15 protein-coding genes and 1 pseudogene are annotated in these 20,437 nt (G+C 64.0%); 6 read left to right on the top strand and 10 right to left on the bottom strand.

Going from position 1 to position 20,437, the window contains the following annotated elements:
- A complete protein-coding gene (locus PQT43_RS24110) occupies positions 1 to 1,203 on the bottom strand; it encodes an HD-GYP domain-containing protein (protein WP_253085488.1) in 1,203 nt (400 codons plus the stop codon).
- A gap of 133 nt (positions 1,204 to 1,336) precedes the next feature.
- Positions 1,337 to 2,959: a methyl-accepting chemotaxis protein gene (locus PQT43_RS24105; protein WP_123393286.1), complete on the bottom strand. Its 1,623-nt coding sequence runs from the start codon at positions 2,957 to 2,959 to the stop codon at positions 1,337 to 1,339.
- A 244-nt stretch (positions 2,960 to 3,203) separates the two neighbouring features.
- On the opposite strand from PQT43_RS24105, the gene PQT43_RS24100 reads away from it, so the two are divergent.
- On the top strand, positions 3,204 to 4,688 hold the full coding sequence (locus PQT43_RS24100; protein WP_102879794.1) for a DASS family sodium-coupled anion symporter: 1,485 nt from the start codon (positions 3,204 to 3,206) through the stop codon (positions 4,686 to 4,688).
- Positions 4,689 to 4,694: 6 nt separating this feature from the next.
- Here the strand turns inward: PQT43_RS24100 and PQT43_RS24095 are convergent.
- Positions 4,695 to 5,143, bottom strand: a pseudogene (locus PQT43_RS24095) (hypothetical protein).
- Positions 5,144 to 5,357: 214 nt separating this feature from the next.
- Between PQT43_RS24095 and PQT43_RS24090 the strand changes: the two are divergent.
- Together PQT43_RS24090 and PQT43_RS24085 are read left to right on the top strand one after the other, a co-directional pair.
- Positions 5,358 to 7,013: an MFS transporter gene (locus PQT43_RS24090; RefSeq protein WP_272754796.1), complete on the top strand. Its 1,656-nt coding sequence runs from the start codon at positions 5,358 to 5,360 to the stop codon at positions 7,011 to 7,013.
- On the top strand, positions 7,010 to 8,140 hold the full coding sequence (locus PQT43_RS24085) for an HlyD family secretion protein (protein WP_115582244.1): 1,131 nt from the start codon (positions 7,010 to 7,012) through the stop codon (positions 8,138 to 8,140). The genes PQT43_RS24090 and PQT43_RS24085 overlap by 4 nt, the downstream gene beginning before the upstream one ends.
- A 185-nt stretch (positions 8,141 to 8,325) precedes the next feature.
- Here PQT43_RS24085 and copD read toward each other — a convergent pair whose 3' ends face one another.
- The 3 genes from copD to PQT43_RS24070 are packed head-to-tail and all read right to left on the bottom strand — an operon-like array spanning position 8,326 to position 10,040.
- The gene (gene copD / locus PQT43_RS24080) at positions 8,326 to 9,201 is read right to left on the bottom strand and encodes a copper homeostasis membrane protein CopD (protein WP_272754793.1); all 876 of its coding nucleotides are present in this window, start codon (positions 9,199 to 9,201) and stop codon (positions 8,326 to 8,328) included.
- A gap of 3 nt (positions 9,202 to 9,204) precedes the next feature.
- Positions 9,205 to 9,573 carry a copper homeostasis periplasmic binding protein CopC gene (gene copC / locus PQT43_RS24075; protein WP_102879790.1) on the bottom strand — a complete coding sequence of 123 codons (369 nt, stop codon included), beginning with the start codon at positions 9,571 to 9,573 and terminating at the stop codon, positions 9,205 to 9,207.
- Between the two features lie 32 nt (positions 9,574 to 9,605).
- On the bottom strand, positions 9,606 to 10,040 hold the full coding sequence (locus PQT43_RS24070; protein ID WP_102879789.1) for a GNAT family N-acetyltransferase: 435 nt from the start codon (positions 10,038 to 10,040) through the stop codon (positions 9,606 to 9,608).
- 264 nt (positions 10,041 to 10,304) lie between these two features.
- On the opposite strand from PQT43_RS24070, the gene PQT43_RS24065 reads away from it, so the two are divergent.
- The gene (locus PQT43_RS24065) at positions 10,305 to 10,925 is read left to right on the top strand and encodes a TetR/AcrR family transcriptional regulator (protein WP_110595756.1); all 621 of its coding nucleotides are present in this window, start codon (positions 10,305 to 10,307) and stop codon (positions 10,923 to 10,925) included.
- A 255-nt stretch (positions 10,926 to 11,180) separates the two neighbouring features.
- Here PQT43_RS24065 and preA read toward each other — a convergent pair whose 3' ends face one another.
- The 3 genes from preA to hydA all read right to left on the bottom strand — a co-directional run bounded on the left by preA (position 11,181) and on the right by hydA (position 15,522).
- Positions 11,181 to 12,455, bottom strand: a complete 1,275-nt coding sequence (gene preA / locus PQT43_RS24060; protein WP_102879787.1) for an NAD-dependent dihydropyrimidine dehydrogenase subunit PreA — start codon at positions 12,453 to 12,455, stop codon at positions 11,181 to 11,183.
- Complete coding sequence (locus PQT43_RS24055; RefSeq protein ID WP_110653466.1) at positions 12,456 to 13,823, bottom strand: NAD(P)-dependent oxidoreductase; 1,368 nt, start codon at positions 13,821 to 13,823, stop codon at positions 12,456 to 12,458. It lies immediately after the preceding gene.
- Positions 13,824 to 14,082: 259 nt separating this feature from the next.
- Positions 14,083 to 15,522 (bottom strand): dihydropyrimidinase, encoded by a 1,440-nt coding sequence (hydA, locus tag PQT43_RS24050; protein ID WP_102879786.1) that lies wholly within the window; start codon positions 15,520 to 15,522, stop codon positions 14,083 to 14,085.
- Between the two features lie 621 nt (positions 15,523 to 16,143).
- Between hydA and PQT43_RS24045 the strand changes: the two genes are divergently transcribed.
- Entirely contained in the window at positions 16,144 to 17,631 is a 1,488-nt protein-coding gene (locus PQT43_RS24045; protein WP_213666184.1) for an NCS1 family nucleobase:cation symporter-1, read from the top strand.
- A 225-nt stretch (positions 17,632 to 17,856) separates the two neighbouring features.
- Positions 17,857 to 19,134, top strand: a complete 1,278-nt coding sequence (locus tag PQT43_RS24040) for a Zn-dependent hydrolase (protein WP_267269898.1) — start codon at positions 17,857 to 17,859, stop codon at positions 19,132 to 19,134.
- Positions 19,135 to 19,191: 57 nt separating this feature from the next.
- On the opposite strand, the gene PQT43_RS24035 is transcribed toward PQT43_RS24040, so the two are convergent.
- Entirely contained in the window at positions 19,192 to 19,464 is a 273-nt protein-coding gene (locus PQT43_RS24035) for a hypothetical protein (RefSeq protein ID WP_123393303.1), read from the bottom strand.
- Positions 19,465 to 20,437 lie beyond the last annotated feature (973 nt).

Below are 20,437 nucleotides of genomic sequence, written 5' to 3'. Positions count from 1 at the left end.
TCAGGCGGGGACTCCGCTCCAGAGCCGATCCAGGTTCTTGAACTCCCAGTCTTCCGGGGCTTCGCGAGCGACGATGCGATCCTGGCCGTGGATCTTGGCCAGGTCGACCACGTTCTGTTCCAGGGGCAGGTTGGAGCGGGTGGAGAAGAACACCCGGACCTTGGGCGTCAGCAACGACTTGGGGTTTTGTTCGATCACCACCGCCAGGCGCCCGCTCTTCAGGCGCACCAGGGCCCCAACGGGATAGATGCCCACGCTCTTGACGAAGGCCTGGAACACCCGCTGATCGAAATGACCTTTCCAGGTGGACATGCGCTGGATCGCTTCGGCCGGGTCCCAGCCACGGTTGTAGGGACGATTGGAGGTTACCGCGTCGTACACATCGCAGACCGCGCCCATCTGCGCGAACAGGCTGATCTGGTTGCCGGCCAGGCGGTGCGGATAGCCGGAGCCGTCGGCCTTTTCGTGGTGATGCAGGCACACATCCAGAACCAGCGCATCCACATCGGGGCTTTGACGCAGGATCGCGCCACCGGCCTCGGGGTGCAGCTTGACCCGTTCGAACTCAGTGTCCGAGAGCTTTTGCGGCTTGTTGAGAATGCTGTCGGGGATGGTCAGCTTGCCCACGTCATGCAGCAATCCGGCAATGCCTGCCAGGCGGATATAGTCCTCCGACAAGCCCAATTGCCGCGCGGTGGCCAGCATCAGCGCACAGACCGCCACTGAATGCATGTAGGTGTAGTCATCGGCGTTCTTGAGCCGCGCCAGACTGATCAGCGCATCGGGATGACGTAGCAGCGACTGGCCGATCTGCAGCACCAGATCCTCGGCTTGCTGCATCTCCAGGGCCTGGCCCATGCGCACTTCCTGGAACATCGCCGTCACCGCCTTGCGCGAGTAGGCGCAGAGCTTTATTGCGCGCTGCACTTCCTCATCCATGCTGGCCCGGGGCGTGGCAGCAGTGGCCGGTTGTGCGGTCGGCGGCAGGTCCGGCGTGGTGGTTGCACTGGCCTCGGGCAGGTCGCCACCTTTGCTGGTGTCGATCCACAGGCTGCTGAGGTTGGAGCTTCGCAGGCGTTGCAGGTCGGCATGGCTGTCAAGAACAAAGCCAGCCTTCCAGAAAGAGTGGTCCAGCCAGGAGCCACAGAACTGATGGATGTACATGCCCATCTGCAACTGATGGATCGAAATCAGTTTCAGCATCAACAACACTCCCTTTCAGGCCGTCGGCCATTGCCGGCCATCTGGCTCCTACAGATCAGTGTAGGAGCCGGATGGCCGGCTAACAGCGCCAGCGCTTTTCTCTACCTGACGTCTTACCGGGCCTGGGCCCGTCTCACAGGGAGAAGCGTGCCACCAGTTTGTTCAGGCTCGCCGCCAGGGACGACAGTTCACTGCTGGCAATGGACGTCTGGCTGGCGGCGGACGAGCTTTGCAGCGACAAGTCGCGGATGCTCATCAGGTTCTGGTCCACCGAGCGCGCCACCTGGGCCTGTTCCTCCGAGGCGGTGGCGATCATCAGGTTGCGTTCGTTGATCTCGCTGATGGCCTGGGCGATATGGCCGATGGCGGCGCCGGCCTCGTGGGCGATGGCCAGGGTCTGGCTGGCATCCTCGCTGCTTTGCTGCATCGACAGCATGGCCTTGCTCGAACCGTTCTGGACGCCCTGGATCATCTGCTCGATCTCTTGGGTCGAGAGCTGGGTACGGTGGGCCAGGGCCCGCACTTCATCGGCCACTACAGCAAAGCCGCGGCCTTGCTCGCCGGCCCGAGCGGCCTCGATGGCCGCGTTGAGGGCCAGCAGGTTGGTCTGCTCGGCAATGGCGCGGATCACGTCCAGGACCTTGCTGATGTCCTGGGCCTGCTGGGCCAGGCCGGCCATTTCCACCCGGGTGTTTTCCACGGTGCCGGTGAGCTTCTCGATGGAGTGGATGGTCTGCTCGACCCGCTCCTTGCCCAGCCCGGCGGAGCGCTCGGATTCCTGGGTCGACTGCGAGGCGGACACCGCGTTGCGCGCCACTTCCTCCACCGCGGCGGTCATTTCGTTGACCGCGGTGGCGGCCTGATCGGTCTCCATGCTCTGTTGCTGGATGCCGGCGTTGGACTCGCGGGTAATGGCGCTCATTTCCTCGGCGGCGGAGGCCAGCTGGGTCGAGGAATCGGCAATTTGGCGGATGGTCGACTTCAGGTTGTCGAGCATGGACTGGGTGGATTTCTGCAGGTCGGTGAGTTCGTCCTGGCCGCTGACTTCCACTTGGGTCCGCAGGTCGCCCTCGGCGATTTTGCGCGTGGTGGCCAGCAGCGATTGCACCGGGCGGGTGATGCTGCGGGTGAACAGGGTGGCGATGAGCACGGTCAGGACAATCGCCAGGACGATGATCAGCGAGGTCAGGGTCAGGCCACTGTCGAACTGATGGTCGGCCAGGGTCGCCGAGTGCGCGGCACCGCTCTCGTTGATCGCGATCAGGGCTTCGATGGCGCTTTGCAAGGCATTGGCCAGGGGCACCGTGACCTGATTGATGTAGTCACTGCTCTGCTGCGCGGTGTGGGTCTTGCTGGCATCGATCAGCACCGCCAGCTTGTCCAGGTAGTCCTGGGCGCCGCGCTTGACCTGATCAAAGGCGGTTTTCTCTTCGGCGCTGGACACCAGCGGCTCGTAGTCCTTGATGGCCTGGGCCAGGGTGGCTTTCAGGCTACCCAGCTTGTCCAGGGATGCGCCTTTCTGGGCTTCGCTTTCAGTGGCGTAGTGCAGGGCCTCCAGGCGCACACGCAAGGTGGAAGATTCGATTTTCGTGGCTTGCCTGACGCTGGGCAGCCAATTGTTTCGCAGGTCCAGTGCAGCGTCGTGAATCTGTCCCATTCTCCACAGCGCCAGTCCCCCCAGACCGACCACTAGCACACAGATAGCGCCAAAACTCAGGAGCGCCCTGGACGTCAGTTTCAAGTTTCTTGTCACCATACAGGCACCTTGCAGGTTGGAGTGATACCGCCAATTTCTTTTCGACTCCTTGTCGCCCTGATAGCACTGTGACTCCAAAGAGATGAAAAATCTGTAGGGATGTAAAAATATTTCTTTGCGTCCAGCGGGCTTCAACCTAGCGTCGCCGCAAGGGCGGGCAACCCCGCGGCTTGACCTTTATCAACGCGCTTCTGGCGGTTTTGTAGCAAGCTTGGCGCCTCTCCAATTGCAAAGGAAAAGGCCCATGACTACGCCTCTGACAACGGCGCCCGCGGCCAAGGCAGTACTACCGATTGGATTGCTGATCGCCGTGCTGGCCATGATCGGGGTGCTGTTTCTGCCACTGCCCGCCGACCTGCCGGTGGCCGGCCAGCGGATGCTGGCGATCCTCGCCTTCGCGGTGGTGGTGTGGATCAGCGAAGCGGTGTCCTACGAGGCCAGCGCGATCATGATCACCGCACTGATGGCGTTCCTGATTGGCACCGCACCGACCCTGCAGGACCCGACCCAGGTCTATGGCAGCTCGGCGGCCATCAGTCTGGCGCTGACCGGGTTCTCCAATTCGGCCCTGGCCCTGGTGGCCGGTGCCTTGTTCATCGCCGCCGCCATGACCCACACCGGCCTCGACCGGCGCATCGCCCTGGTGACCCTGACCCGGGTCGGCACCAGCACCCGGCGCATCCTCATCGGTGCCATTGCCGTGACCATCCTGCTCAGCCTGCTGGTGCCCAGCGCCACGGCCCGCAGTGCCTGCGTGGTGCCGATCATGATGGGGGTGATCGCCGCGTTCGGCGTCGACAAGCGCTCCAATATCGCCGCCGGGCTGATGATCGTGGTGGCCCAGGGCACCAGCATCTGGAACGTCGGCATCCAGACCGCCGCGGCGCAGAACCTGCTGACCGTGGGCTTCATGGACAAGATGCTCGGCCAGCGCGTGGCCTGGCTCGACTGGCTGATCGCCGGGGCGCCCTGGGCGCTGATCATGTCCCTGGTGCTGCTGTGGCTGGTGCTGAAACTGCTGCCGCCGGAAACCGACAGCATCCCCGGCGGCAAGGAAGCGGTGGCCCAGTCCCTGGTGGACATCGGGCCCATGACCGGGCCGCAGAAGCGCCTGCTGGCGGTGTCGCTGCTGCTGCTTTTGGCCTGGTCCACCGAAGGCAAGCTGCACCCCTTCGACACCACGACCACCACCTACGCCGGGCTGGTGATCCTGCTGCTGCCGCGGATCGGCATCATGACCTGGAAGGACGTGCAGTCGCGCATTCCCTGGGGCACGGTGATTGTCTTCGGGGTCGGCATCAGCCTCGGCTCGGCGCTGCTCAGCACCCAGGCCGGGCAATGGCTGGGCGGGCAGGTGGTGGCCCACACCGGCCTGGACCAGGTCGGGCCTTTGGCGGTGTTCGCGATTCTCGCGGCGTTCCTGATCCTCATTCATCTGGGGTTCGCCAGTGCCACGGCCCTGACCTCGGCCTTGCTGCCGATCCTGATTGCCGTGCTGCAAACCCTGCCGGGCGAGTTCAGCCGCCTGGGCATGACCATGCTCCTGGGCTTTGTCGTCAGCTACGGTTTCATCCTGCCGATCAACGCGCCGCAGAACATGGTCTGCCTGGGTACCGAGACCTTCAATGCCCGGCAGTTCGCCAAGGTCGGGCTGCTGGTGACGCTGATCGGCTACCTGTTGATGCTGGTGTTCGCCATGACCTGGTGGAAATGGCTGGGCTGGATGTAGAGCCCTTCACAGTGACCCGCTGAACACCCGGGTCACGCTGCCGGCCAGGCGCACCTTGCCCTGGCCGTCCCAGCTCACCGTCACCGGCCCGCCGTCGCACAGCACCCGCACCGGGCTGTCGAGCAAGCCGCGACGGATGCCATTGACCGCCGCCGCGCAGGAACAGTTGTCAGCTGCACCGAGGTGGCACCGCTTTCCTCCATCAGCAGGTCGGCGGCGCCGCGGGTGGCGCTGCCGCAGGTGTTCAGGCTGGAACCATCGGCGTTGAAGAAGGTCAGTTGCGCCGCACTCTCGTGGCAATCGCCGAGTACCACCAACTGATTGAAACCAATGCCGCGTCGGCGATCGCCCAGGGCCTTGGCCAGCTCGCGGGTGATCGGGTTGTCGCGGCCACGGGCATCGATCAGCACGAAGTCGTCGCCATTGGCGTGCATCTTCACAAAGTTCAGCGGCATTCGGGCTCCGACAGGCGAGGGCAGGCAGCCGGCTCAACGACCACCAGCGAACGCAGGATTGCGAAAAAACGCCACCGGCGCCAGCGCCTTAAAATAAAATTCATCCTGCAAGCCTGGGCATTGCCTGGACGGTGGGATTTTCCGGCACACTGCCGGAGCACCGCGAACATCGCCGGGCGCTGCAACAGCGACCGGCACAGCACAAGGTCACGGCATGGATCACTACGCCCCGCGCAACTGGCAGCCCCACGAAAAGCCCAGCTTGCCCGGTTCCCCCTCGACACCGCTGCACCCCGCCCACAAGCGCCTGGCCTATGCCCTGGTGGGCTTGCTGGTGGCGATCACCGGCGGCCTGGGCAACTCGCTGGTGATCGCCAACCTGCCGTACCTGCAAGGCGCGCTGGGGGCGACCACCGCGGAAATGGCCTGGCTGCCGGCCGCCTACGTGATGACCAATGTGTCGATGAACCTGCTGCTGGTGAAGTTTCGCCAGCAGTTCGGCCTGCGCGCCTTCACCGAAGTGTTCCTGGTGCTTTATGCCCTGGTGACCTTCGGCCACCTGTTCGTCAACGACCTGAGTTCGGCCATCGCCGTGCGTGCGGCCCATGGCATGGTCGGCGCCGCGCTGAGCTCCTTGGGCCTGTACTACATGGTCCAGGCCTTCCCGGCGAAATGGCGGCTCAAGGCCCTGGTGCTGGGGCTGGGCACCTCGCAGCTGGCCTTGCCCCTGGCCCGGCTGTTTTCCGAGGACCTGCTGCAGATCGCCGAATGGCGCGGCCTGTACCTGTTCGAACTGGGCCTGGCGCTGACCTCCCTGGGCTGCGTGTTCCTGCTCAAGCTGCCGCCGGGGGATCGTTTTCGCACCTTCGAGAAACTCGACTTCCTGACCTTCGCTTTGCTGGCCACAGGCGTTGCCCAGCTGTGCGCGGTGCTATCGCTGGGACGCATCGACTGGTGGCTGGAAGCGCCGTGGATCGGCTATGCCAGTGCCGCCTCCATCGTGCTGATCCTGGCCGGGCTGTGCATCGAACATAACCGCAGCAACCCGATGCTGATGACCCGCTGGCTGGGCAGCGGGGCGATGATCCGCCTGGCCCTGGCGGTGATCCTGATTCGCATGGTGCTGTCGGAACAGTCCACCGGCGCCGTGGGGTTTCTCCAGGCGTTGAACATGAGCAGCGAGCAGATGCGCCTGCTCTACGGGGTGATGCTGCTGGGCAGCATCGCCGGGCTGGCCACCAGCGCGCTGACCATCAACCCGGCGCATCTGTTGATGCCGCTGGTCATTTCCCTGGCGCTGATGGCCGTGGGCTCGGTGATGGACAGTTTCTCCAGCAACCTCACGCGCCCGGCCAACATGTACCTCAGCCAGTTCCTCCTGGCCTTTGGCGGCACCTTCTTTCTCGGCCCGACCATGGTCCTGGGCACCCGCAATGTGCTGACCAACCCGCGCAATCTGGTCAGCTTCTCGGTGCTGTTCGGCATCTGCCAGAACCTCGGCGGGCTGATCGGCTCGGCCTTGCTCGGCACCTTCCAGATCGTGCGCGAGAAGTACCACTCCAGCCACATCGTCGAGCAACTGACCCTGCTCGATCCCCAGGTCCTGGCCCGGGTGCAGAGCGGCGCGGCGGCCTACGGTAAGGTCATCGCCGACCCGGACCTGCGCACCCTGCAAGGCATTCGCAGCCTGGCCAGTGCGGCCACCCGCGAGGCCAACGTGCTGGCTTATAACGATGTATTCATGCTGATCGCGGTGATTGCCGTACTCACCATGCTCTGGATATTCATCCGCAGCCTGTGGCTGATGAGCACGACCCGAGCGGTCGCGCCCGCGGCTCCCGTTCAACAAAGTGGTGCCCCAACTTCATGAGCGAAACCGTCAACCCCACCACCAATGCCATCGCCTCGACTCCCGAGCCCAACGGCCCGCCGAGTCTTCCGGCGACCGAGCCGCGCCCGTTGGCGGTGCGCATCCTCTCATCCCTGGGCTTTGCCGCCATCGCCATCGTCGGTGTACTGATCGTGCTCTATGCCTGGCAGCTGCCGCCGTTTTCCAGCGCCATCGAAAGCACCGAGAACGCCCTGGTGCGCGGGCAGGTGACCATCATCGGTCCGCAGCTCAGCGGCTATGTGTTCGAGGTGCCGGTGCAGGACTTCCAGCAGGTCAAGGCCGGCGATCTGCTGGTGCGCCTCGACGACCGCATCTATCGCCAGCGCCTGGACCAGTCCCTGGCGCAACTGGCGGTGCAGAAGGCCGCCCTGGCCAATGCCCTGCAGCAACGCAACAGCGCCGAAGCCACGATCAAGCTGCGCCAGGCCGCTCTGGTCGACAGCCAGGCCCAGGCGCGCAAGAGCGCGGCCGACCTGCAACGCAACCAGGCACTGATTGCCGACGGTTCGGTGTCCCAGCGTGAGCTGGACGTGACCCGCGCGGCCAATGCCCAGACCGTCGCCGCCGTGGCCCAGGCCCAGGCGCAACTGGACATCGCCCGCCAGGACCTGCAGACCGTGATCGTCAACCGCGGCTCCCTGGAAGCGGCGGTGGCCAGCGCCGAAGCCGCGGTGGAGCTGGCGCGCATCGACCTGTCCAACACCCGCATCCTCGCGCCCCGCGACGGGCAACTGGGGCAGATCGGCGTGCGCCTGGGGGCCTACGTCAACTCCGGCGCCCAGCTCATGGCCCTGGTGCCGAACCAGCTGTGGGTGATGGCCAACATGAAGGAAACCCAGATGGACAATGTGCGGGTCGGGCAGCCGGTGAGTTTTACCGTGGACGCCCTGAACCACCGCACCTTCAGCGGCAAGGTGCAGCGGATTTCACCGGCCACCGGTTCCGAATTCGCCTTGTTGCAGGCCGACAATGCCACCGGCAACTTCGTCAAGATTGCCCAGCGCGTCCCGGTGCGGATCAGCGTCGACCCGGATCAGCCAGAGCTTGAGCGCCTGCGCCCCGGATTGTCGGTGGTGGTCAGCATCGACACCTCCGTCACGCCTTGAACCCTCTCGCCGCGGATCCTCTGTAGCCGCTGCCGCAGGCTGCGACCGGCTGCGCAGCAGACGCCAAGGATGGGGCCCCCACCGCAATGCTCAAGACCAGGGGGGGAGGCCTTGAGATCGCTGAAGGTCCTGCGGACCTTTTCGCAGCCTGCGGCAGCGGCTACAGGGGCGCGGTGCGCGGGAGGTTATGCCGCCTGCATTGGCGGCAAGGTGCCCAGTAACGACACGGCGGCCACGGCGGCCACACCTAGCAGCCACTCCACCAGCACGCTGCTGCGCAGGCTCGACAGGCGCTGGTCGCAGCCGCGGATGCGCAGGCGATTGAACAGCGCCAGCCCGAGCATGCCCGCCACCAGCAGCACCTTGATCAGCAGGATCAGAGCAAAGCCGCTGAACAATGGCGTCGGCCACCACTGTCCGGTGAGCACCCGGACGTTGATCAGGCCGGTGATCAGCAAGCCGCTTACCAGCCCGTAACCCACGCCGCTGAAGCGCTTTAACAAGGGTTCGACAGACAGGCTTGCGGGTTGGCGCAACACCAGCAACAACACCAGCAGCCCCCCCAACCAGATGGCGACACAGCTTAAGTGCACGATCTGATTGAGGATCAGCATCTGCCCCTGCAGCCCATCAAGCATGGCGCCGTGACCCACCGGAGCCAGGGTTGCCAGGAGCAGGGCGCCCAGTCCCAGTTGCAGCGGCAGGCTTCGGCCCAGCGGAGTCAGCAGCAGCCCCAGCAACAAGAGGTTGAGCAGCAGGTGCCAGGTCCAGATCTGGCCGAAGAAGGTCTTGCCCAGTACCAACCCCACGGTTGCCGGGTCCAGCGCCGCCAGCCAGGAGCCGGCCATGCTGGCGGTGATCAGCAGCAGCCAGCACAGGCCACTGCAAAGGCCGATCAGCGTCAACCAGCGGCTGAGCCGGTCGAGCTGTCGATGCACGGCGCCATGGCCGTTCTGCGCGGCATCTCGGCCCAGCAACAACGGGCGAAACACCCAGGCGCCGACCAGGGTCAACACCACCGCAAAGTGCACGAAGCGGCACAGCACCAGCCATGACGCCATGGCTTACGGGCTCACCTTGAAGCTGTAGCTGCCTTCGCTCTTGTGGGTGTCCACCGACACCGCGTGCCACTCCACCTTGTACTCGCCAGCGCGCAGCGGCGTGGCGGCGGGGGTGACCACCAGGGTTTTCTTGTCCGTACCTTCGGTGGCCAGGCTTTTCACTTCGAGGGGGGCACCGTCCTTGCTGATCGTCACTTGAGTGAAGGCCGCTTCCACGCCTTCGCTGAACATCAGGCGCAGTTCGTTGGGCGCAACCACGCTGCTGTTGGCCGCCGGGTTCGAGCCTTTCAGGTGGGCGTGGGCGAATACCGAGGAGGCGCCCAGCAGCGAGGCGAGCAGGGCGGTGGTGGTGAAGAGGTTTTTCAGTGACATGAGAGGGTTACCTTTATATAGAGGGCAGGGGCTCAACGATCGCGCAACTGCATGTGGATGATCGGAAACGGCCGGCCTTCGCCATCGGTTTCCGAGCGGCCGCAGTCGACGAAGCCGTAGTGACGGTAAAAGCCATGGGCCTGGGGGTTCTGTTCATTGACGTCGACCTTAAGGCCCGGACGGCGTACATGATCCAGCAGCCGGCGACCGATGCCCTGGCCGCGTTGGGCCGGTTCGATGAACAGCATCTGAACGGTGTCGTCGCTGGTGGCGATAAAACCGCCGGGGCTGGCGTCGGGGTTGTCCCAGACCCAGGTTTCAAGGGCCGGCAGGTAGCTGTCGCGTACCAGCGGGTACAGGCGCTGGATATCGTCTTCGGCAATAAAGTCATGGGTGGCGCGGACCGAACGCTCCCAGAGCGCGGTCAGCAGGGCGTCGTCCGCAGCGACGCGAGGGCGAATCTTCATGGGGGTATTCCATCGGTAACAGGACAGATGGCCGGCGATGGGGCAGGGCCGGCATTCGGGCAGAGGCCTGTATGCCCGTGTCGCGAATTAACGCCTGGACGGAGCACCGCAGTGGCTGCTGCAAATGAGCGGGAGGCCGATCCTACCCAATACGTGCGGGCGGCGAAAGACCCATCCAGGCCCGCAATGTCGCAGGCCTGACAGCTCCCCGCAGGGCGCGGGCGGATGCTAGTCTTGCCGCAGACTGTTTTCGTAGGAGCCCTCATGGGCAATCACAAGATCGAGATTCGTCGCAGCAACGTGGAAAAGATCCTCCTGGCGGCCGAGAAAATCTTCGCCGAAAAAGGTTATGCCGGAACCGCCATGGCCGACATCGCCGAAGAAGTGCAACTGCCGCGCTCCAACCTGCATTACTACTTCAGTACCAAGAACGAGCTGTACAGCGCCGTGCTCATGGACCTGCTGGACCTGTGGAAGCAGGACGCCCTGTGCTTTGAAATGTTCGACGATCCGCGGGTGGTGCTCAGCAGCTACATCCGCGCCAAGATGCAGCATTCGCGCAGCCGGCCTTATGGCTCCAAGGTCTGGGCCAACGAGATCATCCATGGCGCGCCGACCCTGGGCGAGGCATTGGATGCCAGCCTGTACGACTGGGCGAAGATGAAGGAAGCGAAGATCCGCCAATGGGTCGAGGACGGGCGGATCCTGCCGGTGGAACCGTCGAGCCTGCTGTACATGATCTGGGCCTCGACCCAGCATTACGCCGACTTCGACCACCAGGTGATGATCCTCAACGACCACCAGCCGCTGTCGGACCTGCAATTCGAACGCGCGGTGCAGACCGTCACCAGCGTCATCCTGCGGGGCATCGGCCTGGAGCCCTGAGCAACACGCGAAGTTGCAATCCCTGTTGACCTCAAGAACGCTGCGAGCGTACCGCTCGTTCGCAGCCTGCGGCAGCGGCTACACGAAACCATCCGACCCCCGCAATTCCTGTAGCCGCTGCCGAGCCTGCGAGGCTGCGAAAAGGCCCGCAGGGCCTTGCTTGACGGTCTCCCGCCAATCCTTTGCTGGCCTCAATAACGCCGCGAGCGTACCGCTCGTTCGCAGCCTGCGGCAGCGGCTACAAGTGGTGCGGTGTTACACGGCTTCGCGGTAGGGGTTGCGCGGGTCGTGCAGCCAGTCGAGGAAGGGCTTGCCCGTGTCCTGGGGCACCATTTCGATGCAGTCCTGCACCGGGCAGGTGATCTGGCACAGGTTGCAGCCCACGCACTCGTCGTCGATCACTTCGTATTTATGGGTGCCGTCGGCCTGCCTGAGGCTGGCAATCGCTTGGTGCGAGGTGTCTTCGCAGGCGATATGGCAGCGGCCGCAACCAATGCACGCCTGCTGGTCGATCTTGGCGATCACCTGATAGTTGATGTCCAGGTACTTCCAGTCGGTGGTGTTGCCCACCGCGCGCCCGGAGAAGTCTTGCAGGCTGTGGTAGCCCTGGCTGTCCATCCACCGCGACAGGCCGTCCTTCATCTCGTCGACGATGCGAAAGCCATGCAGCATCGCCGCCGTGCACACTTGCACCGCACCGCAGCCCAGGGCGACGAACTCCGCCGCATCGCGCCAGCTGCCGATGCCGCCAATGCCGCAGATCGGCAGGCCGCGGGTCTGCGGGTCACGGGCAATCTCGGCCACCATGTTCAGGGCAATCGGCTTGACCGCCGAGCCGCAATAACCGCCGTGGGTGCTCTGGCTGCCCACCATCGGGTGGGCCACCATGCGTTCCAGGTCGACGCTGGTGATGGAGTTGATGGTGTTGATCAGCGACACCGCATCGGCACCGCCGCGATGGGCGGCGCGGGCGGCCATGCGGATGTCGGTGATGTTCGGCGTCAGCTTGACGATCACCGGCAGCGAGCAATAGGTCTTGCACCAGCGGGTCACCTGCTCGACGTATTCCGGCACCTGGCCCACCGCCGCGCCCATGCCGCGTTCCGGCATGCCGTGGGGGCAGCCGAAGTTCAGCTCGATGCCGTCGCAACCGGTGGCTTCCACCAGGGGCAGGATGGCTTTCCAGGATTCCTCGACGCAGGGCACCATCAGCGACACGATCAAGGCGCGATCCGGCCAGTCCTTCTTCACCTGGGTGATTTCCTTGAGGTTGATCTCCAGGGAGCGGTCGGTGATCAGCTCGATGTTGTTGATGCCCATGACTTCGCGGTTCGGTCCGAAATGCGCGGAATAACGGGACGAGACGTTGACCGCCGCCGGGTCCTCACCCAGGGTTTTCCAGACCACACCACCCCAGCCGGCCTCGAACGCGCGCACCACGTTGTAGGCCTTGTCGGTGGGCGGCGCGGAGGCCAGCCAGAACGGATTGGGGGCTTTGATACCGGCGAAGACAATCGACAAATCGGCCATTTACGCAGCCTCCACATTGAGCATGAGTTGGGCATGCATGGCTTCTGCGGCCAGCTTGCCGTGTTGCACCGCCTGCACGGTCAGGTCCTGGCCGAGGCTGACGCAGTCGCCGCCGGCGTAGACCCCGGGAATGCTGGTGCGCAGCTGTTCGTCCACCTGGATACGTTCCCCGCAACGCTGCAGTTCCCGCGCCAGTGGATCGGCCAGGGCGCCGCCGTCGAACGACTGGCCGATGGCCTTGAAGATCGCGTCGGCCGCCAGCTCGAAGGTTTCCCCGGTGTGTTGCAAACGGCCTTCGTGCATGTGGGTGCGGGCGAAGCGCATGCCGCGCACCCGGCCCTGGTCATCCAGCAGCACGTCTTGCGGTGCGGCCCAGGTCAGCAGGCGTACCTGATTGGCCTTGGCGATCTCCTGCTCGTGCGCGGTGGCGCCCATGTCCTCGACGCCCCGGCGGTACACCAGATTGACGTCCCGGGCGCCGAGGCGGGCCATTTGCACGGCCATGTCGATAGCGGTGTTGCCGGCGCCGAGGACGATGCAGCGGTCGGCCAGGGGCAACTGGCTGAGGTCGTCGGCCTGACGCAGTTCGCGGATGTAGTCGGTGGCGGCCAGCAGCCCGGGGGCGTCTTCATGTTCCAGCCCCAGCTGTTTGCTGGCGGCCAGCCCGAGGCCAAGGAACACCGCGTCGAACTCCTGATGCAGTTGGCTCAGGCTCAGGTTGGCGCCGAGTTTGTGCCCGTGGCGGATCTCGATGCCGCCAATCCCCAGCAGGAACTCCAGCTCCTGCTGAGCGAAGTCATCCACCAGCTTGTACTTGGCGATTCCATATTCGTTGAGGCCGCCGGCTTTCTCCCGGGCTTCGAAAATCACCACCTCGTGGCCGTGCAGGGCGCTGCGGTGGGCGCAGGACAAACCCGCCGGGCCGGCGCCGACCACGGCGATGCGCTTGCCAGTGGGTGCGGCGCGCTGGAACGGGTGCTCGGTGAAGTGCGCGTTGTCCAGGGCATAGCGTTGCAGCAGGCCGATCAGCACCGGCGCGCACTCCTGGGCGTTGTTGCGCACGCAGGCCTGCTGGCAGAGGATTTCCGTGGGGCAGACTCTTGCGCAACTGCCGCCGAGGATATTGGCCGAGAGAATCTTCTGCGCCGCGCCCTGGACGTTGTCGGTGTGGATGTTGCGGATGAACGAAGGAATGTCGATCTCGCTGGGGCAGGCGTTGACGCAGGGCGCGTCGTAGCAATACAGGCAGCGCGAGGCTTCCAGGTGGGCCTGGCGGGCGTTGAGTGGTGGCGCCAGATCGCTGAAATGGCCGGCCAGGGTGGCGCCGTCCAGGGTCGGGTGGGGCAAGTGGTTCAAGGTCTTGATCACGGTTTTGGCCTCACGGTTTTTCATCTGCCTCTGACGGGCATGGGTGTTCACGAAACTGCTATCTGTCCTGCCGTCCTGTAGCCGCTGCCGAGCCTGCGAGGCTGCGAAAAGGCCCGCAGGGCCTTGCTTGGCGATCTCCTGCCAACCCTCTATTGGCCGCAAGAACGCCGCGAGCGTACCGCTCGTTCGCAGCCTGCGGCAGCGGCTACACAGAGCGTGGATTGGCATTGGGGCCTTGCGTGACGTTCTTGCGCCGGGATCAGCGTTTGACGGCGGTTGGCTTGTGCTGCTCGGCGCGCTTGCTCAACAGGTCGAACACCGCCGGGTAGGCCGGGCGTTCGATGTAGCGCCCGGCGCCGCGTTCGGCTCGCAGATCGCCGTCGGCCCACACCAGCTTGCCCTGGCTGATGGTGTGGCTGGGCACGCCGCGCACGGTCTTGCCTTCGAAGATGTTGAAGTCCACCTGCTGGTGGTGGGTCTTGGCGGAGATGGTCCGCGTGCCTTGCGGGTCCCAGAGCACCAGGTCGGCATCGGCGCCGACGCGGATCGCGCCCTTGCGCGGGTAGAGGTTGAAGATCTTCGCGGTGTGGGTGGAGGTCAGGGCCACGAACTCCTGCATCGACAGGCGTCCGCTGTTGACCCCTTCATCCCAGAGCACGGCCATGCGGTCCTCGATGCCGGCGGTGCCGTTGGGGATCTTGCTGAAATCATCGCGGCCGGCGGCTTTCTGTTCGGCGCAGAAGCAGCAGTGGTCGGTGGCGGTGGTGTGCAGGTTGCCCGATTGCAGGCCGTGCCACAGCGCTTCCTGGTGGCCACGAGGGCGGAAGGGTGGGCTCATCACGTAACCGGCGGCGGTCTGCCAGTCCGGGTCGCGGTACACGCTGTCGTCCAGCAGCAGGTGGCCGGCCAGCACTTCACCGTAGACCGGTTGGCCCTTGCTGCGGGCGTAGGTGATTTCGTCCAGTGCCTCTTTGGTCGAGACGTGCACCAGGTACAGCGGCGTGCCCAGGGTTTGGGCGATACGGATCGCCCGGCTGGCGGCTTCGCCTTCCACTTGCGAGGGCCGCGACAGCGGGTGGGCTTCTGGCCCGGTGATGCCCTGGGCCAGCAACTTGCGCTGCAGGTGGTACACCAGCTCGCCATTTTCCGCGTGCACCGTGGGCACCGCGCCCAGTTCCAGGCAGCGCTCGAAGCTGGCCACCAGGGTGTCGTCGGCGGCCATGATGGCGTTCTTGTAGGCCATGAAGTGCTTGAAACTGTTGATGCCGTGGTGCTGTACCAGCTCGGCCATTTCCTCGCGCACCTGCTCGCTCCACCAGGTGATGGCCACGTGGAAGCCGTAGTCGCTGGCGGATTTCTCGGCCCAGCCGCGCCACTGGTGGAAGGCCTCCAGCAACGACTGCTGCGGGTTGGGAATCACGAAGTCGATGATCGAGGTGGTGCCCCCCGCCAGGCCCGCCGCGGTGCCGCTGAAGAAGTCTTCGCTGGCCACGGTGCCCATGAAGGGCAGTTGCATGTGGGTGTGGGGATCGATGCCGCCGGGCATCAAGTATTGGCCGCTGCCGTCGAGCACTTCACAGCCGGCGGGAATATCCAGATTGTTGCCGATGGCGCGAATTAGACCGCCTGCGCAGAGTACATCGGCTTTGTAACTTTCATCATGGGTAATAACGGTGGCGCCACGGATCAACAGAGACATTCCGAGTTCCTCGCAGGCATGACCGACTGGTGCCGGTTCTAACTTTTTTATTGAACGCACTGACAACTTAATAATCCTGTCAGCGGTGTCAGGATTAGAAGCTAGCCGGAGTTTAAAGAAACAGCAAGAATATTTTATATAAGCTTATGTTCACTTTAACTTGTTGAAAAATAACGATAAAAAACAAAAATCCGCAAAATGGTGCGGCTCATCACCATTTTGACGCACTTGACAGGATCGAAAAATAGTCGAGATTTCCTATGTCAAATCAGCTGCTTGAGGAGTCGCGAGAAAGACTAATCGATAACTTGGAAAATTAACGTGCACCGCTTTGGGTCCTGACCAAACGGACAACTTGCCAAACACCCGGCCTGAGTGAGTTGGCAACTAACCGAGGGCTACAAAGTTGGTTGAATAAAACTGAGTGGTATCAGTTGTTTACATGGATTTCGCACACTGTGCAGTAGCGAGTTCGGCCGTAGTTGGCATCTTTATTGAGTGCCGCCGCAGATCGCTGGCCAGGAGGGCGGAAGTCGTCAGTTCTCCGGCCATCGTCCGGCGCGCTGTTCCTGAGTGCGCCGGCCTGATGAGCAAAATAATCAGAACAACAGTGGAGCGGCCATGCAACAGATCAGATCCCAGGTGACCGAGCGCGAAGGCTTGTACGAGCTGGACGCCGGCAGCGACGTGCTCGACAGCCCCCGTTACAACCACGACATCGCACCGACCCAGGTCCAGGAACGCACCTGGAACAAATGGCACATCACCGCACTGTGGATCGGCATGTCGATCTGCGTGCCCACCTACACCCTGGGCGGGGTATTGACCGCCTACTTCGGCCTCAGCGTCGGCGAGGCGCTGCTGGCGATCCTGCTGGCCAATATCGTGGTGCTGGTGCCCCTGACCCTCAACGCCTTTGCCGGCACCAAGTACGGCATTCCGTTTCCGGTGCTGCTGCGCTCGTCGTTCGGCATCATCGGCTCCAACGTGCCGTGCCTGATCCGCGCCTTGGTAGCTTGCGGCTGGTTCGGCATCCAGACCATGTTCGGCGGGTTGGCGATCCACCTGTTCCTGGGCTCGATCTTCGAGGGCTGGAAGGCCCTGGGCGGCACCGGAGAGGTGATCGGCTTCATGATCTTCTGGACCCTCAACCTGTGGGTGGTGCTGCGCGGCGCCGAGTCGATCAAGTGGCTGGAAACATTGTCTGCGCCGCTGCTGGTGGCGGTGGGCATCGGGCTGCTGGTGTGGGCCTTGCCCAGCGTGTCGCTGACTGAGTTGCTGGCGATCCCGCCCAAGCGTCCCGAAGGCGCCAGCGTCACCAGTTACTTCATGGCCGGGCTCACCGCCATGGTCGGCTTCTGGGCCACCTTGTCGCTGAACATTCCCGACTTCAGCCGCTACGCGAAAAGCCAGAAGGACCAGATCCTCGGGCAGATCTTCGGTCTGCCGCTGACCATGTTCCTGTTCGCCGCCCTGGGGGTGGTGATGACTGCCGCCTCGGTGAAGCTGGTGGGCGTGACCGTCTCCGACCCGGTGAGCCTGATCGGCCACATCCAGAGCCCGGGCTGGGTAGCCCTGGCCATGGCGCTGATCATTATCGCCACCTTGTCCACCAACACCGCAGCCAATATCGTCTCGCCCACCAATGACTTCCAGAACCTGGCGCCCAAGCTGATCGGCCGCACCACGGCGGTGATCCTCACCGGCCTGGTGGGGCTGGCGCTGATGGGCCACGAGTTGTTGAAAAAGCTCGGCCTGCTGATTTCCGACGTCAGTCTGGAGACGGTGTATTCCAACTGGCTGTTGGGCTACTCCAGCCTGCTGGGGCCGATCGCCGGGATCATGGTGGTGGACTATTTCCTGATCAAGAAACAGCGCCTGGACCTGGCCGGCCTGTACCGCGACGACGTCTACCCGGCGTGGAACTGGCACGGTTTCATCGCCTTTGGCGTACCGGTGGCCCTGACCCTGATGTCCCTGGGCAGCAGCGCCTTCAACTGGTTCTACAGCTACGGCTGGTTCACCGGTTCGGCCCTGGGCGGGTTGATCTACTACGGCCTGTGCACCTGGCGCAGCACCCAGGTGGCGACCGCCAAGACCCCAACATGAACACCCAGCCAGCGCTCACGTGCTCACCACATACGCGCGGTTTTTTGTAGGCGCTGGCTTGCCAGCGAAGGCGTCGGCACGGGCGACGCACATCTTGCGGGCCCCTTCGCCGGCAAGCGGAACACCGCCCGGCCTGCTCCTACCGATTGTTGCTAGGCCGTTATCCCGGGTGATTGCGTCACGCATCCCCCGACAAAATCAGAAGAAATGCCTGAGGAGATCACCATGAACGCTGCCGTCGAGGTTCTGCAATCCAGCCATCAGCACATCAACCGCGACCGTCTGTGGCAGTCGCTCATGGCGCTGGCCCAGCTCGGCGCCACGGTCAAGGGTGGGGTCTGCCGTCTGGCCCTGACCGACCTCGACCGCCAGGCCCGGGATTTGTTCGTGAAGTGGTGCGAGGAGGCCGGTTGCACGGTCACGGTGGACGGTATCGGCAACATCTTCGCCCGCCGCCCCGGGCGCAATCCGCACCTGCCACCGGTGATGACCGGCAGCCATATCGACACCCAGCCCACTGGCGGCAAGTTCGATGGCTGCTTCGGCGTGTTGGCCGGGGTCGAGGTGCTGCGCACCCTCAATGACCTCAAGCTTGAAACCGAAGCGCCCCTGGAAGTGGTGGTGTGGACCAACGAAGAGGGTTCGCGCTTTCCACCGTGCATGATGGGCTCCGGGGTGTTCGCCGAGAAATTCACCCTGGAAGACACCCTGGCCAAGACCGACGCCGAGGGCATCAGCGTCGGCGAGGCGCTGAACGCCATCGGCTACGCCGGCACGCGCCCGGTCAGCGGGCATCCGGTGGGCGCCTATTTTGAAGCGCATATCGAGCAAGGCCCGATCCTGGAGGACGAGCGCAAGACCATAGGCATTGTGCTCGGCGCCCTCGGCCAGAAGTGGTTCGACCTCAAGCTGCGCGGTGTCGAAGCCCACGCCGGCCCAACGCCGATGCACCTGCGCAAGGACGCCCTGGTGGGCGCCGCGGCCGTGGTCGCGGCGGTCAACCGCGCCGCCCTCGGCCACCAGCCCCACGCCTGTGGCACCGTCGGCTGCCTGCAAGCCTACCCGGGCTCGCGCAACGTGATTCCGGGCGAGGTGCGCATGACCCTGGACTTCCGCCACCTGGAGCCGGCGCGCCTGGATTCGATGATTGCCGAAGTGCGCCAAGTGATCGACAACACCTGCGAAGAACACGGCCTGAGCTACGAACTGACCCCCACCGCGGACTTCCCACCGCTGTACTTCGACCCCGTCTGTGTCGACGCCGTGCGCGGAGCCGCGCAGGGCTTGGGGTTGTCCCACATGGACATCGTCAGCGGCGCCGGGCACGACGCGATCTTCGTCGCCGAACTGGGCCCGGCGGGGATGATCTTCGTGCCCTGCGAAGGTGGCATCAGCCACAACGAAATCGAAAACGCCGACCCCGACGACCTCGCCGCCGGCTGCGCCGTCCTGCTGCGGGCGATGCTCGCTGCTTCCCAGTCCATCGCCCACGGCAAGACTTGACGCCCGCATTGTGGCGAGGGCGCTTGTTCCCTCGCCACGCTCACGTAGACAGCAGGGCTACGCAACCCGCCACTGAATCACTTCCAGCACCGCGCAGCCTTCTCGGGTGAGCAGGTGTACGCCACGGGTGATGCGGGTCAGGTCGCAATCGCTGATGTCTTTCAGCCCCAGGGTGGACAGGCTGTCCATCAGGTCGCGGACCACGGTGAAACGGTGGGCGGCGCTGCTGGCCAGGTCGCTCAAGGGGGCGTCGGTGTCGAGGTAGAACACCGGGTGTTCGGTGTCGTGGGTGTCGATGGGGGTGAAGCGGGGGAGGTGATGGTCAGTCATAGGTGCGGCTCCTTTTTTCAGAGCAGTCACCTTTTTCGCTGATTGGGAGGAATAGGGCGGTGGTACGCGGAAAGACTGGCCGGAGACAGGACAGCAGTGCACCAGAAGGTGTCCCGCGCATCACCGTCATGTCCCTCGATCACTGGCGCAAAAAGCGACTGCAATGATGGTTTGATAGTCGATGCGTTCCTATATTCGACCGGCCAAGGTCGCTCGCGGATTGGGTTGCGAGGGGGGACTATAGGAGCGACGTCATAGCGCTGCAACAGGGTGGTTGGGGAGATGTTTGAGCGCTTGTTTCGTGGTGTTGGTGGCTGGTTTTGGTGGGGGGCATATCGGTTGCTGCGGGTGTGGCTGCTGGGGGGGGCGTCTTGATGGTTTGGGGTTTGGGTACATATCCATTCCTGCGGGTGCGGCCACTTAGGGTTTCGCCCTTACGGCGAGTCCCTTTTTTTCAAACGCCAAAAAAAGGAACCAAAAAACGCTTGCCCCTCCATGGGCCCCTCGCTGGGGCTCGGGGTTCCCTCTCTCCGGCATTGCTCCGGGGGCCCGCCGCCAACCGGCCATCCATGGCCGGGTGGCGGCTAGCTCGGCATCCATGCCGAGCTGCCCCCTACGCAACGCCTACGCTCGGCCGGCTGGGAAGGGGCCGGAAGATCAAGATCAAAAGCCAAAGCCAAGGTGCGCAGGCCGGCTCTTTGTAGCCGCTGCCGAAGGCTGCGAAAGAGGGCGACGCGATATGTCAGGAATATCGGGGAGGCAGGTTTAGCGTCTCCTGCGGAGCCGGTCGCAGCCTTCGGCAGCGGCTACATTAACGCGAACGGCAATGAAACAGGTCGGCCGGCAGGCCGCCGTCAGATTTTGATCTTGCTCTGGCTTTTGATCTTGATCTGTTAGCCCCGTTAACCACGATGGCCGAACGCAGGCATTGAGCCGTGGGTAACCCGGCAGGGATGCCGGGTTAGCCGCCACC

It is taken from the genome of Pseudomonas sp. BLCC-B112 (assembly GCF_028550695.1).
Classification (GTDB): domain Bacteria; phylum Pseudomonadota; class Gammaproteobacteria; order Pseudomonadales; family Pseudomonadaceae; genus Aquipseudomonas; species Aquipseudomonas danubii.
This window is presented reverse-complemented; position numbering and strand designations above follow the sequence as displayed.